The following is a 13,536-nucleotide window of genomic DNA, read 5'->3' on the forward strand; positions in this document are numbered from 1 at the left end:
GCCGGCTGCACCAAAGGGGACTGGAATTGCTGAGCGCCCCATTCTACGGCAAACGGAATCATTCTCATTTATGTTACTTTTTGTTTGAGAATGTTCGTTGCCCGGGCGCCACAGCTGCCGCTTGTGGCGCCCTGCTCTTTCCGGCGGGTCTATCGGCCGCCCGCGCGAGGATCGTAGTCCGCCGCCGCCATGGGTTCCAGCGGGTACAGCGGCCGCGCGCGTCTGCGGAATTCGAACAGCGACCAGTCGGAGCTGGTCACGCCGGGGCTGTCACATTCGACCAGCGCCTGGGAGATCGGCACGAACACCGGGCGGCAGTACATGCGCGACTTCACCAGCACGTAACGGGCGCGGGACGGATCCAGTCCAAGACTCTGGAACACGCCCAGATCCCAGGGTTCGTGGGTCTGCTCGGTCAGCACCAGCTGCGCGGCGCCTATGTCCAGCACCGCGCTGCGGCCCATGCAGGCCAGTTGCCCGGTATAGGTCGGCCCGGTGATCAGGTACTCGCCATTGCTCAGCGCGCGCACGGTGCCGCGCAGCGTGACGGGCTGCGCCTCCCGGCCGATTTCGCCGATGGCGCGCTTGTTGCCTACCGGCAGCTCGACCGTGGCGCCGACGCCGGCGCGGGTCAATTCGGCTACCGCCTCGGGATCGCAGTACAGCCCCGCCTGTATGCCTTCCAGGCCCGCATCCAGCGCGGCCATCAGCACGTCCAGGGTGTCGCAAGTGCCGCCGCTCATGCAATTGTCGCCATGGTCCAGCAGCAGCACCGGCTTGCTTGCGCCTTCGGCCAGGACCTTGGCGCGCGCCAGCGACTCGGCCAGCGGCTCGCTGTCATAGAAGAATCCGTCGCGCTGCTCCCAGATCAGGGAGGCGATCTCGCCCGCCACGCGCTCCGCCTCGGCGCGGTCGCCGTCGGCCACCACGACCACGCTGACGCAGGGATGCGGGATGTCGGCCAGGCCGAAGCCCGCCAGCACCGACACGCCCAGCGCCCCCGCGGCCTCTGCCATGCGCGCCGCTACGACGGCGGCGCGCATGGCGCCTTCGGCCGTGTTGCTGCGCAGGGAATGCGACACCAGCGGCAACCGGCGCCACGCCATGACCGGCTTGCATCGGCCGTCGATGCCCGCAAACAGCAGCCTGCCGGCGTGTTCGCCGGTTTCGTACATGTCGATGTGGGGATAGGTCTTGAAGCTGACGATGACGTCGGCGTTGTCCATCATCTTCTGCGTGACGTTGCCGTGCAGATCCAGCGCCACGGCAACCGGCACGCCAGGCGCGGCGGCGCGCAGCCGTTCAAGCAGGTCGCCCTCGCCGTCATCGGTGGTCTCCACCGCCATGGCGCCATGCAGGTCCAGCAGGATGACGTCGCAGCCCGGTGCTGCGGCCACGATGCGGTCGCATAGCTCGGCATAGGCCTGGCCATCGACGCGGCCGCTGGGATAGGCGGTGGCCGACACGGGGGTGACCAGTTCGGCGCCGCGCGCTTCGGCCAGGTCGATGAACGCCGACATCGCGGTGCGCTTGCCCTTGTTCTCTTCATAGGCCGCCGCATCGTAGGCGGGGCCGCCGTTGCCGAAGGCGGACAGCGGCGTGGGAACCGGCGAGAAGGTGTTGGTCTCGTGGTTCAACCTCGCGATCAGCGCCTTCATTGCGCGCCCCCATCGGAAAACTGGATGCGCCCGCAGCAGCGCAGCATGGCGTGCAGCAGCACATTGCAGCCCGCCTCCAGGTGCTCGGGCTGCGCGTCCTCGATCTCGTTGTGGCTGATGCCGTCCTTGCACGGCACGAAGATCATGGCGGTGGGCGCCACCCGCGCCATGTAGACGGCGTCATGGCCCGCGCCGCTGATCACGTCCAGCGAATCCAGGCCCAGCGTGGCCGCGCCGTCGCGGATCGCCTGCACCAGGCGCGGCTCGAAGGGCTGCGGCGGGAAGTACACGACCTCCTTGCTGTCGACCTGGAAGCGGCCCGGCTCGGCCAGTTCCTCGCAGACGCGCGCAAACGCCGCGGCCATGCTGTCCAACGTGGCGTCGTCGGCGGCGCGCAGGTCTACGGTAAGCGCCACGCGGCCGGGAATCACGTTGCGCGAGTTCGGGAAGCTGTCGATGCAGCCAACCGTGCCGCGGCCATGCGGCGCATGCTCCAGCGCGATCCGGTTGACCTCAAGCACCAGCCTGGACGCGGCCAGCAAGGCGTCGCGGCGCAGTTCCATGGGCGTGGGCCCCGCATGCGCCTCCTGGCCGGTGATGGCGACGTCGTACCAGCGCTGCCCCAGGGCGCCCTGCACCGAACCGATGGTGATGCCGCGGTCCTCCAGGATGGGGCCTTGCTCGATGTGTGCCTCGAAGTAGGCGCCGACATCCCCGGGCCGCGCGGGTTCCGGACCGGCGTAGCCGATGGTGCGCAGCGCTTCATCCACGCTGACGCCGTCGCGGTCGCGCGCAGCCAGCGCGTGCTCCAGCGTGAAAGCGCCGGCGTACACGCCGGAACCCATCATCACGGGTACGAAGCGCGAGCCTTCCTCGTTGGTCCACACCACCACTTCCAGCGGCGCCTCGGTGGCAATGCCGCGTTCGTGCAGCGTGCGCAGGACCTCGATGCCTGCAAGCACCCCATAGTTGCCGTCGAATTTTCCGCCGGTGGGCTGGGTGTCGATATGGCTGCCGGTCATCACGGCGGGCAAGTCATCGCGCAGGCCGGGGCGACGCATGAAGATGTTGCCGATGGCGTCCACGCGCACACTGCAGCCCAGCTCGCGGGCCCAGGCGCAGACCAGGTCGCGACCCTGCCGGTCCAGGTCGCTCAGCGCCAGCCGGCACACGCCGCCCTTGTCGGTGGCGCCGATGCGGGCCAATTCCATCAGCGAATTCCAGAGGCGGCTGCCATCGATGCGGATGCCGCTGACGGCCTCCAATGTGTTCATTTCCATGGTGTTTCCCTTGCTTCGGTTGCGCGGCGCAGGCGGTCCCTAGACGCCCACGCCCAGGTATCGGTCCTTCACGTTTTCGTCCGCCATGAAGGCCGCGTTGCTGCCTTGGTAGACGATGGATCCCTGCTCGATGATGAAATGACGGTCGGCCAGCTGCGTGCAGACTTCCAGGTTCTGCTCCACCAGCAGGATGGTGACGCCGGCCTGCTTGATGGACTTGATCTGCGCCACGATCTCCTCGACGATCACCGGCGCCAGGCCTTCGACCGGCTCGTCCAGCATCAGCACGCGCGGATGGTTCATGAGCGCGCGCCCGATGGCCAGCATCTGCTGTTCGCCGCCGGACAACTGGCCGCCGCCGTTCCTGCGCCGCTCCTTCAGGCGGGGAAAGATGCGGTAGACGTCTTCCAGCTGCCAGGGCGAATCGCGGCGCATGCCCAGCTTGAGGTTTTCCTCGACCGTCAGCAGCTTGAAGATGCCGCGGTGCTCGGGCACCAGGCAGATCCCCATGGACGCGATCTTGTGCGCCGGCAGCCCGGCGATGTCGCGTCCGCCGTAGCGCACCGCGCCGCCCTTGGGCGCGATCACGCCGGCGATGGTCTTGAGCGTGGTCGACTTGCCCGCGCCGTTGCGCCCGAGCAGCGTGATCACCTCGCCCTGCGGCAGCTCGAGCGACACGCCTTGCAGAATATGGCTCTTGCCGTAATAGCTGTGTACGGCGTCGACATGCAGCATCATGCCCGGCCTCCCGTGATCATGTTGCCCAGGTACGCGGCGCGCACCCGCTCGTCGCTGCGGATCGCGGCAGGCGTGCCTTCGACCAGCACGCGGCCCTGCTGCATCACCGTGATCGTGTCGGAGATATCCATCACGATGTTCATGTTGTGCTCGATCAGCACCACCGTGTGATCGTCGCGCAGGCTGCGGATCAAGCGCTTCATCTCATCCAGGTCGTCCACCCCCATGCCCGAGGTGGGCTCGTCCAGGAAAATCGCGCGCGGCCGGGCGGCCAGCGCCATGCCCACTTCCAGGCGCCGCTGCTGGCCGTGCGACAGCGCGCCCGCCGCCACCTTGGCCAGCCGCGACAGGCCCAGCCGTTCCAGCGCCGCGTCGACGATCTCGCGCTGCGCCCGCGGGCCGGTGGGCGGATGCCAGCAGTCGAAGGCGCCGGCGCGATGCGCGCCCTGCGCCGCCAGCCGCAGGTTCTCCTGCACCGACAGGTTGGCGAACAGGCTGGTGACCTGGAAAGAGCGCGCGATGCCGCGCTGCACCCGTTGATAATCGGCCTCCTGCGTCACGTCATGGCCGTCGAACACGATGCTGCCCTCGCTGGTGCGCAAGGTGCCCGTCAGCGTATGGAACAGTGTGGTCTTGCCCGCGCCGTTCGGGCCGATGACGGAGTGCACCGTGCGCGGCTGCACTTGCAGATCGACCCCATGCAGGGCCACGAACTTGCCGAAGCGCTTGACGATGCCCCTGGCCTGCAGCAGCGGCGCGGAATGTTGCGGATTCATGCGCGTCCCTCCTTGGCGGCCGGCTCGCCGCCGGCAGGCTTGCGCCGCAGCGCCAGCCAGATGCGTTCTCCCAGCCCCCACAGCCCCTTCTGCATGAACAGGCTGACCGCGATCAGCAGGAAGCCCAGCAGCATCAGCCAGCGCGGCCACAAGGTGGAAAGCCAGTCCGCGAACAGCACGTAGAAAGCTGCCCCCAGCACTGAAGCGAACAGGTTGCCGGTGCCGCCGATGACCGTCATGACCAGGATCATCTCGCTGCTGTGGTATTCAATGCTGGACAGCGGCGCGATGCCGGTCATCATCGCCAGGAAGGCGCCCGCCAGCGCGGTGACGGCGCCCGAGATGGCGAAAGCCGCCAACTTGAAGAGGCGCACGTTGTAGCCCACCGCCATGGCGCGCGCCTCGTTGTCGCGGATCGCCAGCAGCGTGCGGCCGAACACCGAGTTGGTCACGCGCAGCAGCAGCCAGAATATCGCCAGGAAGCACACCGCCACGAAGGCGTAGAACTGCCAGGGCGTGGCCAGCGGCATGAGCTGCAGGCCCGCCACCGACAGCGCCGGACGCGGCACGTCCAGCAGGCCATTGTCGCCGCCGGTCAGGTCAGGCAGGCTGTACGCCAGGAAGTAGAACATTTGCGCGAAGGCCAGCGTCAGCATCACGAAGTAGGTGCCGCGCTGGCGGATGGCGAACCAGCCCACCAGCGTCGCGCCCAGCGCGCCCACCGCCATCGCCGCCAGCAACGCCAGCGGCATCGGCAGGCCGGTACGCGTCAACAGGATGCCGACGGCATAGCTGCCCAGGCCGAAGAAGATGCCCTGGCCGAACGACAACAGCCCGGTGAAACCCAGCAGCAGATTGCAGCCCAGCACCGCCAGCGCGTAGATCAGCACTTCCGTGGCCAGCGAGCCCGACTGCATGCACAGCGGCAACAGCAGCACCACGGCCAGCGCCAGCAGCAATTGGGCATGAGATTTCAAGCGCGTCATCATCCTCTCCCCATCAGGCCGTGGGGACGCAGCAGCAGCACCGCCGCCATCGCCACATAGATCATCAGCCGCGCGCCTTCCGGCCAGAGCGTGCTCATCACGCTCTGCACCACGCCGATCAGGAGGCCGCCGACCAGCGCGCCGAAGAAGCTGCCCATGCCGCCCACCACCACGATGACGAAGGCGATGCCCAGGGCCTCGATGCCCATGAAGGGTTCGACGCCGCGTATGGGCGCGGCCAACACCCCGGCCAGGGCGGCGGTCGCCGCGCCCAGCGCGAAGACCAGGCTGAACATGCGGAACACATTGATGCCCAGCATGGACACCATTTCGGTCGATTCGCTGCCCGCGCGCACCGCGCTGCCCAGCCGCGTGCCTTCCAGCACATACCAGAGCAGCAACGAGAAGACAGCGGTGAAGCCGATCACGAACAGACGGTACTTGGGATAGATGAAGCTGCCCCACATGACCACGCCCTGCAGGGCCGAGGGTGCGGCGACGTTGTCGCCTATCGGCCCCCAGATCACGATGACCAGTTCCTGCAGGACCAGCGCCAGGCCGACGGTGATCAGGATGTGGAATTCATGCGCCTGCGCGTAGACGTGGCGCAGCAGCACTTTCTCCACGACCCAGGCGCCGGCGCCCACCAGCAGCGGCACGATGGCCAGCGCGAGCCAGAAATTCAGGCCCCATTGGATGGCCTGGAAACAGAAGTAGGCGCCCAGCAGATAGAACGCCCCGTGGGCGAAGTTCACGAAGCGCAACAGACCGAAGACGATGGACAGGCCGACTGCCAGAAGGAAGTACAGCATGCCTACCCCGATCCCATTGATGATCTGGAGGAGATAGACGTTCATGGGTATGCCCGATGGAGGTAACGGAAGGCCGCGGGGCGCGCGGCGGCCGCGGACGCGGCGCGCCCACGGCCGCCCGCCTCAGGGGCGGGCTACAGCTTGCAGCCGGTTTCCGCGGGCGGCAGGAAGGAACGGCCGCTATGCACGATCTCGGCGTAATCGTCCTTGTCCTTCATGTCCTTCTTGGCGCGGCCCTTGAGCAGGTAGTAGTTCTTCAGGACCTGGTGGTCTTCCTTGCGGATTTCCTCCTTGCCCGTCAGGCCCTCGTAGGCCATGCCCTCCATGACGGCGATCACCTTGGCCGGGTCGGCGCTGCCGGCCCGGGCGATGGCGTCCAGCATGATGCGGGTGCAGATGTAGGAGCCCGCCAGGCTGTAATTGGGATTGGCGCGCGTCTTGTCGCGGGACAGCTGTACCAGTTCCTTGTTGAGCGGCGAGTCGATGCCGTGCCAGTACTGCGCCCCGAAGTACACGCCTTCGCACAGGTCCGCGCCCAGGCCTTCGAACTGTTCCAGGCCCGAAGCCCAGGCCACCAGGATGGTGCAGTTCTGCTTCATGCCGAAGCTGACGGCCTGGCGCAGCGTGTCGGAGGACTGCGAGCCGAAGTTCAGGATCAGCAGCACGTCCGGCTTGGCGGCCATGGCGTTGGTGAGGTAGCCGCTGAATTCCTTCTCGGTCAGCGAGTGATAGCTGTTGCCCACATGCTCGATGCCCTTTTCCTTGAAGATCGCCTTGGCCGCGCTGAGCAGGCCGTCGCCGAACACGTATTGCGGCGTGATGGTGTACCAGCGCTTGGCGTTGGGCAGCTTTTCGAGCAAGGGACGCACGGTCTGCTCGATGGCGCCAAAGGTGGGCACGGACCAGCGGAAGGTGGCCCGGTTGCAGTCCTTGCCGGTGATTTCGTCCGCGCCCGCGGTGGTGATGAAGACGCCGCCGGCGCGCTCGACTTCCTTGCCCATGGCCAGCGCTTCGGACGACAGGATGCCGCCGGCGAAGAACTTGACGCCCTTCTGTTGCGAGACTTCCTGGACCTTGCGCACCGCCGTGGCCGGCTTGCCCTCGGTATCCAGCACGGTATAGGCCAGCGGCCGGTCCAGCGCGCGGCCATACTGCTCCAGCGCCAGTTTCATGCCCAGGTCGGCGTATTTGCCGTTGGCGGCAAAGGCGCCCGACATGGGCACCGGACACCCGAACTGGATGGCGTCGGCTTGCGCCAGCGCGGACCGGGCGGTCCAGAGTGATCCGGGCACGGCGCCAAGCGCGGCCAATTTCAGCAGGTTGCGGCGATTCAAGATGGTTCTCCCTGGCTGCCGCTGGCGGTGCCGCGGCATATTGACGATGTCGAGCGCGCACCATGCGCGTCCCCATTCCGACTCTGTCTGCTCCAAGCTCCCGTGCCAGGGCTGCCGCCGCGTGGGCGTATTCGCAAGTCCCGGCGCTCATGCCTATACTGCGACTACCATCCTATTTATCATGATAAATAGGATTATTATCATGATCAGTTTGGCGAGCCGGCTCTGTCAATAGCGGGCGCATCAGGTATAACCCGGGGTCCGCGCAGAACCCGCCCGGGGCATGCCCCGCGCACACCACGCAGCAACGGAGGAACGCAATGGCGTTCAACAGTCACGACCTACAAGCCGCGGGCGCGTCGAGTCCGCCCAAGCGCAGCGACCTGGTCGCCGAAGAGATCAAGCGGCTGATCACGGCCAAGAACCTGTTGCCGGGCGACAAGCTGCCGCGCGAAAGCGAGCTGCAAAGCATGTTCTCGGTCAGCAAAAGCACCATGCGCGAAGCGCTCAAGTCGCTGGAGGTGCAGGGGCTGGTCAAGGTCAGCACCGGACCGGGCGGCGGCGGCACCGTGGTCGAGGTGCCGCTGGACCGCACCTTCCAGCTGATGCAGAACTACCTGTTCTTCAAGGAAGTGCGGATCGAGGACATCTACCAGGTGCGCAAGCTGCTGGAGCCCGAGCTCGCGGCCAGCGCGGTGCCGTTCCTGACGGACGCGCATTTCGCTGCGCTGGAGGAGAACATCGCCTGCTGCGATCCGTCGGCCGAGCACGTCGATGACCCGCTGGCGCAGCGCCAGGAAGAAATCAATTTCCACGACATCTTCGCGGCGGCCTGCCCCAACCCGTTCCTGCGCTTCAGCTGCGAGATGACCAACGAAATGATCCGGCAGCTGACCGTGTTCGACAACGAGATGCCGCTATCCGAGCAGCAGCGTTTCGGCAGCGCCAATACGGGCTTTCACCGCAAGATCCTGGCTGCGGCGCGCGAGCGCGACGTGGAGAAGGTGCGCGACTTGATGAGCGAACACATGCAGGACGCGATGCGTTCGGTCAAGCGCATGCACGGCAAGCTCGAAGGCCGGTTGATCCTGGATTCAGAGATGTCGCGGCGCAATGTCACGCGCAAGGCGCGCCGCGGCGGCAAGAAGGCCTGACGGCGCCGGCGGCCAGGCGGCGTGGGCCAGGCGGCCGTTGCCGCCTCAGTCCAGCTTGATGTGATTGGCTTCGATCACCGCCCCCCAGCGCTGGCGGTCTTCCTGCACGTAGGCATCGATTTCTGCCTGGCTGCGGGGCGCCTGGATCACCAGGCCCAGGGGTTCAAAACGGCCGCGGAATGCCGGATCCTTCAGCACCTTGTCCAGCGCCGCCTGCAAGCGCTGCGCTTCGGCCTGCGGCACGGCGCGCGGCACGGCCAGACCGAACCAGGTGGCGGCGCGGAATCCCGGAAAGCCGCTTTCCGCCACGGTCGGCACCTCCGGCAGCACGGCCAGCCGCTCGCTGGTCGTGACGGCCAGCGCCTTGATCTTGCGTTCCCGCACCAGCGGCAGCGAGGTGCTGATCACGTCCACCATGAGCTGCGTGTCATTGCCCATCAGCGAGGTCAGGGCCGGCGCGCTGCCGTTATACGGGATATGCGCCACGTCCATGCCCGTGCGCGATTTCAGCAGTTCGGTCGCCAACTGCAGCGGATTGCCTATGCCCACGGAGGCGTAGTTCAGTTTGCCGGGCCGGGCCTTGGCATAAGTGACGAACTCGGCCAGCGTGCCCGCTGGGACCTCGTTGTTCGCCACGACCACCAGCGGCAGCTCGGCAGCGATGCCGAACACGCGGAAGTCGCGCGCGGCGTCATAGGCGATGCGTTGATAAAGCATGGGATTGAGCACCATGCTGGCGTTGCTGGCGAGGAAAACCGTGTATCCGTCCGGCGCCGACCTGGCCACCTGGGTCGCCGCGACCATGGTATTGGCGCCGGGTTTGTTCTCCACCACCACGGGTTGCCCAAGGTCGCGCGACATGCCTTCGGCCAGCACCCGCGACAACTGGTCCGCGGAGCCGCCCGGCGTATAGGGCACGACCAGTTTGACCGGTTTGTCCGGAAATGCCGCCAGCGCGGCGGCCGGAGCCGCGAGCGCGACGATCGCCGCGGTCGCGATGCGACGCAGCCTGAGGTTCAGCCTGATTGCCATGCCTGTCTCCCTTGTGGGTTTTGTTGTTGCGGCGATGCGCCGCCCTGCTATACCTGGCGCTGCCTGCCCGCCCAGAATTCGGCGCGCAGCCGGCGCTTGGCGATCTTCCCGTTGTCGTCGCGCGGCAGTTCCGCGCGCAGTTGCAGTTCACGCGGCACCTTGTAGCGCGCGATCCGTTCACCCAGCCATAGCCTCAGCGCCTCGGGGTCGGGCGCGGCGCCCGCCGAGGGCTGCACCAGCGCCATCAGCCGCTCGCCGTATTCGTCGTCGGGCACCCCGAACACCGCGCAATCCGCCACGCCCGGATACTGCATCAGCTGGTGCTCGACCTCGGCGGGATAGATGTTCACGCCGCCCGAGATCACCAGGTCCGATTCGCGGTCGCACACATAGAGATAGCCGTCCGCGTCCAGATAGCCCAGGTCGCCCAGACCGATGAGTCCGTCCTTCTCCACGTCGGCTCGGGCCTGCGGGTTGTTGCGATAGGTGAAGTCCGCGTAGGCCGGCTGGCGCACGTGGATCCGCCCGACCTGGCCCGCCGCGCAGGGCGATCCGTCTTCGCCATAGATCCTGACCTGCGCGCCGCCGATAGGCCGGCCGGCGCTACCGGGACGGGCGAGCGCTTCGTGCGAATCGATGACGGTGACCATGCCCGCCTCGCTCGACGCATAGGTTTCATGGATGACCGGTCCCAGCCATTCGATCATGGCGCGCTTGATTTCCGGCGCGCAGGGCGCGCCGGTCGAAGCCACGAAGCGCAGCGACGACAGGTCGTGCGCGGCGCGGGTGGCGGCGTCCAGCTTCAAGAGGCGCACGTACATGATGGGCACCAGATACACCGTATCGATGCGGTGGGCCTCGATCAGGCGCAGGACTTCCACGGGATCGAACCTGTCCGTCAGCACGAAGGTCTCGCAGACCCGCAGGGCGACCTGCGCGAATACGCTGGGCGCACTGTGGTAGATCGGCGCGGGCAGCAGCGCGCGCGATCCCGAGCGCAGGCCGTAGGCCGCCTCCACCACCGCTTCGACCTGTTGCAGGTGGCGCCCCAGGTGTTCCAGCGGGAACGGCGCGCGCACCACGCCCTTGGGCCGACCGGTGGTGCCCGAGGTATAGGCCATATGACCGCGCGGCGCCACGCGCGGGCCGTCGTAGGGCTGTTGGCGGTCGCGCCAGGCGTCGTAGTCGGCATGCCCTGATTGCGCCGCGCCGGGACCGGCCAGCAGCACCGGCAGGCCGGCGGGCAGCGCATCGCGCAGCGGAAGCCACAGGTCGTCGTGCGCGACCAGCAGGCGGGCGCCGCTGTCTTCGATGAGGAATGCCACTTCCGCCGCGGTGAAATGCCAATTGATCGGGCAGTAGTAGCAGCCCAGCCGCTTGCAGGCCTGGATGATCTCCAGATAAGGCAGGCCGTTGCGCAATAGCACGGCGATCACGTCGCCTTCTCGCACGCCCATTGCCGCCAGCCCGGCGGCAACCTGTTCGCCGCGTGCGGCCAGCGCCGCGCCCGACAGGCGGTCGCCGCCCGCGTGGATGGTGCTGCCTGTCATGCGCCCCCCGTGCTGCGCTGCGCCTTGTCCTGCGCGGTGCGCGCTTCGATGGCCTGGCGCGCGGCGGCCCAGTCCGCGTCGCTCCATTCCGCGTACTGCTTGAAGTAAGCGCCGTTGGCCAGATAGTCGCCGCCGTCCAGCGCAATGGTCTGGCCGTTGATCCAGTCATAGCCCGGACTCAGCAGGAAGGCCGCCAGCTCGCCGATGTCATGTCCGGTGCCCAGGCGCCGCATCGGATTCTGCTGCGTCTGCGCGTCCGCGCCCGAGTCCTTGGGCCGCAGCCGCGCGCTGGCCCCTTCGGTCGGAATCACGCCCGGCGCGATGGCGTTCAGCCGGATGCCGTGGCGGCCCCATTCGATGGCCAGCGACTTGGTCATGGCGTCTATGCCGGCCTTGGACATGGCCGAGGGCACCACGAACGGCGAACCGGTCCAGACCCAGGTCACCACGATGGACAGCACCGCCCCGCCCGTGCCTTGCGCGATCCAGCGCTTGCCCACGGCCTGGGTCGTGTAGAAGGTGCCGCGGAACACGGTGTCGGCAATGGCGTTGAAGCCGCGCGGCGACAGTTTTTCAGTGGGGCTGATGAAATTGCCCGCGGCGTTGTTGATGAGGCCCGTCAGCGGACCGTGCCCGGTCCAGATGGCGTCGACGGCGGCGTCCACGGCCTCGGCATCCCGGATATCCACCGCCTGAACGTGGACCTCGGCGCCGTAACGTGCGCGCAGCCCGGCGGCGGCTTCTTCCAGCACGGCGGCGCGGCGTCCCCACAGGTGCAGCGCAGCGCCCAACGACGCCAGGCGCTCGGCCATGGCGTAGCCCAGGCCGGTGCCGCCCCCGGTGACGAGGATGCGCTCGCCGCGAAATAGATCGGCGCGGAACATGGTTTGCGGGGACATCCCGCCGGATGGGTTATGGGGCATGGTCTGGTCTCCTTTGCGATGGTGGCCAGAATATCAACCGCCGCCACGCCGCGACAATCCCGCAGCTTGCGTAAACTATGTTTCCTCACAGTCAACAATAGGACTGCGCATGCCCGCCCTGCCCGCGCTGGACCTCAACCTGATACAGCTGTTCGTCACCATCGTCGACGCCGGCACCTTGAGCGAGGCGGCGGTGCGCCACGGCGTGACCCGTTCGCACGTAAGCCGCAATCTGCAGAAGCTGGAACGCGCCTTCGGCGCCCAGCTCATCCGCCGCAGCACCCGGCGGCTGGAACTGACGCAACAAGGCTCTGTGCTGTACGAGCACGGCGCGCGCATGGCGCACGAAGTCGAATCCGCCCGCCATGCGTTGCAGAAGCTCGGATCCGAGCCCGCGGGCCACGTCCGGCTGAGCATCCCCACCGGATTGGGGGAACTGGACCAATTGCGTCCGCTGCTGGTGAGCTTCGCCCTGCGCCATCCGTCGCTGACCTTGCGCGTGCTGTTCTCAAACCGGGTGAGCGACCTGATTTCGTCGGAAATCGACGTGGCATTGCGGGTCATGACGACCCCGCCGCAGGATTACGTGGCGCGCGCGCTGGGCGACGTCAAATGGGTACTGTGCGCGGCGCCCTCCTATCTGCAGCAGTTCGGCCCGCCGGCTCATCCGCGCGATCTCGGCCGCCTGCACTTCCTGGGCCCGCCCGACCCCAGGCCCCAGGTCACGCTGCGGCTGCGCCGCAAGGACCAGCTGCATGAGGCCAAGCTCGCGCCGCGGCTGCAATCAGAGTACTTCCCGTTCCTGGCGCAAGCCGCGCGCGCCGGCGCGGGCGTCGCGCTGCTGCCGGCCTACGTGGTGCATGAGGACCTTGCCGCGGGCCGGCTGACGCCGGTGCTGCCCGCATACCAAGCCCTGGGGCCAGGCGACAAGTTGTTCATCCTGACCACGCCCAACCCTTATCCGTCGACCGCCCAGCGCGCGGTCGTCGATTTCCTGCGCAGCGAGCTGACCGTGCTGCTGCGCGAATTCCTTGCGTAGACCCGCCTTCCCTCGCAGGGCCGCAACATCCGCGTAGGACTTTCTTGATAAAAGAGGCTTGCGACCCGCGCACGCCTCGGCCAGAGTATCGGTTTGGGCCAACGGCCGCCCGCCCCTGATCGCAGTAGGGGAACTTTGGCGGTTCGCTCAAGTCTTATATAAGATATAAGACATACGGCCGCGCAGGCGCCAGTCTCACATAGAATGACAAATGCGCAAAAACGCCAGAAAATGCCGGCTTCAACCGGGCAAAA

The 13,536-nt window shown here is 67.2% G+C and carries 12 protein-coding genes; 2 read left to right on the forward strand and 10 right to left on the reverse strand.

What is annotated here, in order from left to right; genetic code table 11:
• Window positions 1-149: 149 nt before the first annotated feature.
• The 7 genes from AC1RHV_RS08965 to AC1RHV_RS08995 form a co-directional block, all read right to left on the reverse strand.
• Window positions 150-1,658 carry a M81 family metallopeptidase gene (locus AC1RHV_RS08965; protein ID WP_492300489.1) on the reverse strand — a complete coding sequence of 503 codons (1,509 nt, stop codon included), beginning with the start codon at window positions 1,656-1,658 and terminating at the stop codon, window positions 150-152.
• Window positions 1,655-2,938, reverse strand: coding sequence for a Zn-dependent hydrolase (locus AC1RHV_RS08970; RefSeq protein ID WP_492300491.1), 1,284 nt, complete (start codon window positions 2,936-2,938; stop codon window positions 1,655-1,657). The genes AC1RHV_RS08965 and AC1RHV_RS08970 overlap by 4 nt, the downstream gene beginning before the upstream one ends.
• Window positions 2,939-2,977: 39 nt before the next feature.
• On the reverse strand, window positions 2,978-3,676 hold the full coding sequence (locus AC1RHV_RS08975; protein WP_054452969.1) for an ABC transporter ATP-binding protein: 699 nt from the start codon (window positions 3,674-3,676) through the stop codon (window positions 2,978-2,980).
• The gene (locus AC1RHV_RS08980; protein WP_054452971.1) at window positions 3,673-4,452 is read right to left on the reverse strand and encodes an ABC transporter ATP-binding protein; all 780 of its coding nucleotides are present in this window, start codon (window positions 4,450-4,452) and stop codon (window positions 3,673-3,675) included. Before AC1RHV_RS08980 ends, AC1RHV_RS08975 begins: the two co-directional genes overlap by 4 nt.
• Entirely contained in the window at window positions 4,449-5,438 is a 990-nt protein-coding gene (locus AC1RHV_RS08985; protein ID WP_054452973.1) for a branched-chain amino acid ABC transporter permease, read from the reverse strand. Before AC1RHV_RS08985 ends, AC1RHV_RS08980 begins: the two co-directional genes overlap by 4 nt.
• Window positions 5,438-6,295 carry a branched-chain amino acid ABC transporter permease gene (locus AC1RHV_RS08990; RefSeq protein WP_054452975.1) on the reverse strand — a complete coding sequence of 286 codons (858 nt, stop codon included), beginning with the start codon at window positions 6,293-6,295 and terminating at the stop codon, window positions 5,438-5,440. The genes AC1RHV_RS08985 and AC1RHV_RS08990 overlap by 1 nt, the downstream gene beginning before the upstream one ends.
• An 89-nt stretch (window positions 6,296-6,384) precedes the next feature.
• Window positions 6,385-7,584, reverse strand: coding sequence for an ABC transporter substrate-binding protein (locus AC1RHV_RS08995; RefSeq protein ID WP_054452977.1), 1,200 nt, complete (start codon window positions 7,582-7,584; stop codon window positions 6,385-6,387).
• A 320-nt stretch (window positions 7,585-7,904) separates the two neighbouring features.
• Between AC1RHV_RS08995 and AC1RHV_RS09000 the strand changes: the two genes are divergently transcribed.
• Complete coding sequence (locus tag AC1RHV_RS09000) at window positions 7,905-8,738, forward strand: FadR/GntR family transcriptional regulator (protein WP_054452979.1); 834 nt, start codon at window positions 7,905-7,907, stop codon at window positions 8,736-8,738.
• A gap of 45 nt (window positions 8,739-8,783) precedes the next feature.
• Here AC1RHV_RS09000 and AC1RHV_RS09005 read toward each other — a convergent pair whose 3' ends face one another.
• From AC1RHV_RS09005 to AC1RHV_RS09015, 3 genes are read right to left on the reverse strand one after another with little or no spacing between them, the layout of a single operon-like run.
• Window positions 8,784-9,770 (reverse strand): Bug family tripartite tricarboxylate transporter substrate binding protein, encoded by a 987-nt coding sequence (locus tag AC1RHV_RS09005; protein ID WP_054452981.1) that lies wholly within the window; start codon window positions 9,768-9,770, stop codon window positions 8,784-8,786.
• A gap of 47 nt (window positions 9,771-9,817) precedes the next feature.
• Window positions 9,818-11,320, reverse strand: coding sequence for an AMP-binding protein (locus tag AC1RHV_RS09010; RefSeq protein WP_492300495.1), 1,503 nt, complete (start codon window positions 11,318-11,320; stop codon window positions 9,818-9,820).
• The gene (locus AC1RHV_RS09015; RefSeq protein ID WP_054453670.1) at window positions 11,317-12,204 is read right to left on the reverse strand and encodes an SDR family oxidoreductase; all 888 of its coding nucleotides are present in this window, start codon (window positions 12,202-12,204) and stop codon (window positions 11,317-11,319) included. The genes AC1RHV_RS09010 and AC1RHV_RS09015 overlap by 4 nt, the downstream gene beginning before the upstream one ends.
• A 148-nt stretch (window positions 12,205-12,352) precedes the next feature.
• On the opposite strand from AC1RHV_RS09015, the gene AC1RHV_RS09020 reads away from it, so the two are divergent.
• Window positions 12,353-13,282: a LysR family transcriptional regulator gene (locus AC1RHV_RS09020; RefSeq protein ID WP_082400873.1), complete on the forward strand. Its 930-nt coding sequence runs from the start codon at window positions 12,353-12,355 to the stop codon at window positions 13,280-13,282.
• Window positions 13,283-13,536: the final 254 nt, after the last annotated feature.

Source organism: Achromobacter sp. GW823-FHT04E03, from assembly GCF_058796095.1.

Bases quoted from the DNA above. Each gene is read 5' to 3' on its own strand.
- AC1RHV_RS09000 (WP_054452979.1), top strand. From the start codon at position 7,905: ATGGCGTTCAACAGTCACGACCTACAAGCCGCGGGCGCGTCGAGTCCG.
- AC1RHV_RS08975 (WP_054452969.1), bottom strand. From the start codon at position 3,676: ATGATGCTGCATGTCGACGCCGTACACAGCTATTACGGCAAGAGCCAT.
- AC1RHV_RS09005 (WP_054452981.1), bottom strand. From the start codon at position 9,770: ATGGCAATCAGGCTGAACCTCAGGCTGCGTCGCATCGCGACCGCGGCG.
- AC1RHV_RS09010 (WP_492300495.1), bottom strand. From the start codon at position 11,320: ATGACAGGCAGCACCATCCACGCGGGCGGCGACCGCCTGTCGGGCGCG.
- AC1RHV_RS09020 (WP_082400873.1), top strand. From the start codon at position 12,353: ATGCCCGCCCTGCCCGCGCTGGACCTCAACCTGATACAGCTGTTCGTC.
- AC1RHV_RS08980 (WP_054452971.1), bottom strand. From the start codon at position 4,452: ATGAATCCGCAACATTCCGCGCCGCTGCTGCAGGCCAGGGGCATCGTC.
- AC1RHV_RS08970 (WP_492300491.1), bottom strand. From the start codon at position 2,938: ATGGAAATGAACACATTGGAGGCCGTCAGCGGCATCCGCATCGATGGC.
- AC1RHV_RS08965 (WP_492300489.1), bottom strand. From the start codon at position 1,658: ATGAAGGCGCTGATCGCGAGGTTGAACCACGAGACCAACACCTTCTCG.
- AC1RHV_RS08985 (WP_054452973.1), bottom strand. From the start codon at position 5,438: ATGACGCGCTTGAAATCTCATGCCCAATTGCTGCTGGCGCTGGCCGTG.
- AC1RHV_RS09015 (WP_054453670.1), bottom strand. From the start codon at position 12,204: ATGTTCCGCGCCGATCTATTTCGCGGCGAGCGCATCCTCGTCACCGGG.
- AC1RHV_RS08990 (WP_054452975.1), bottom strand. From the start codon at position 6,295: ATGAACGTCTATCTCCTCCAGATCATCAATGGGATCGGGGTAGGCATG.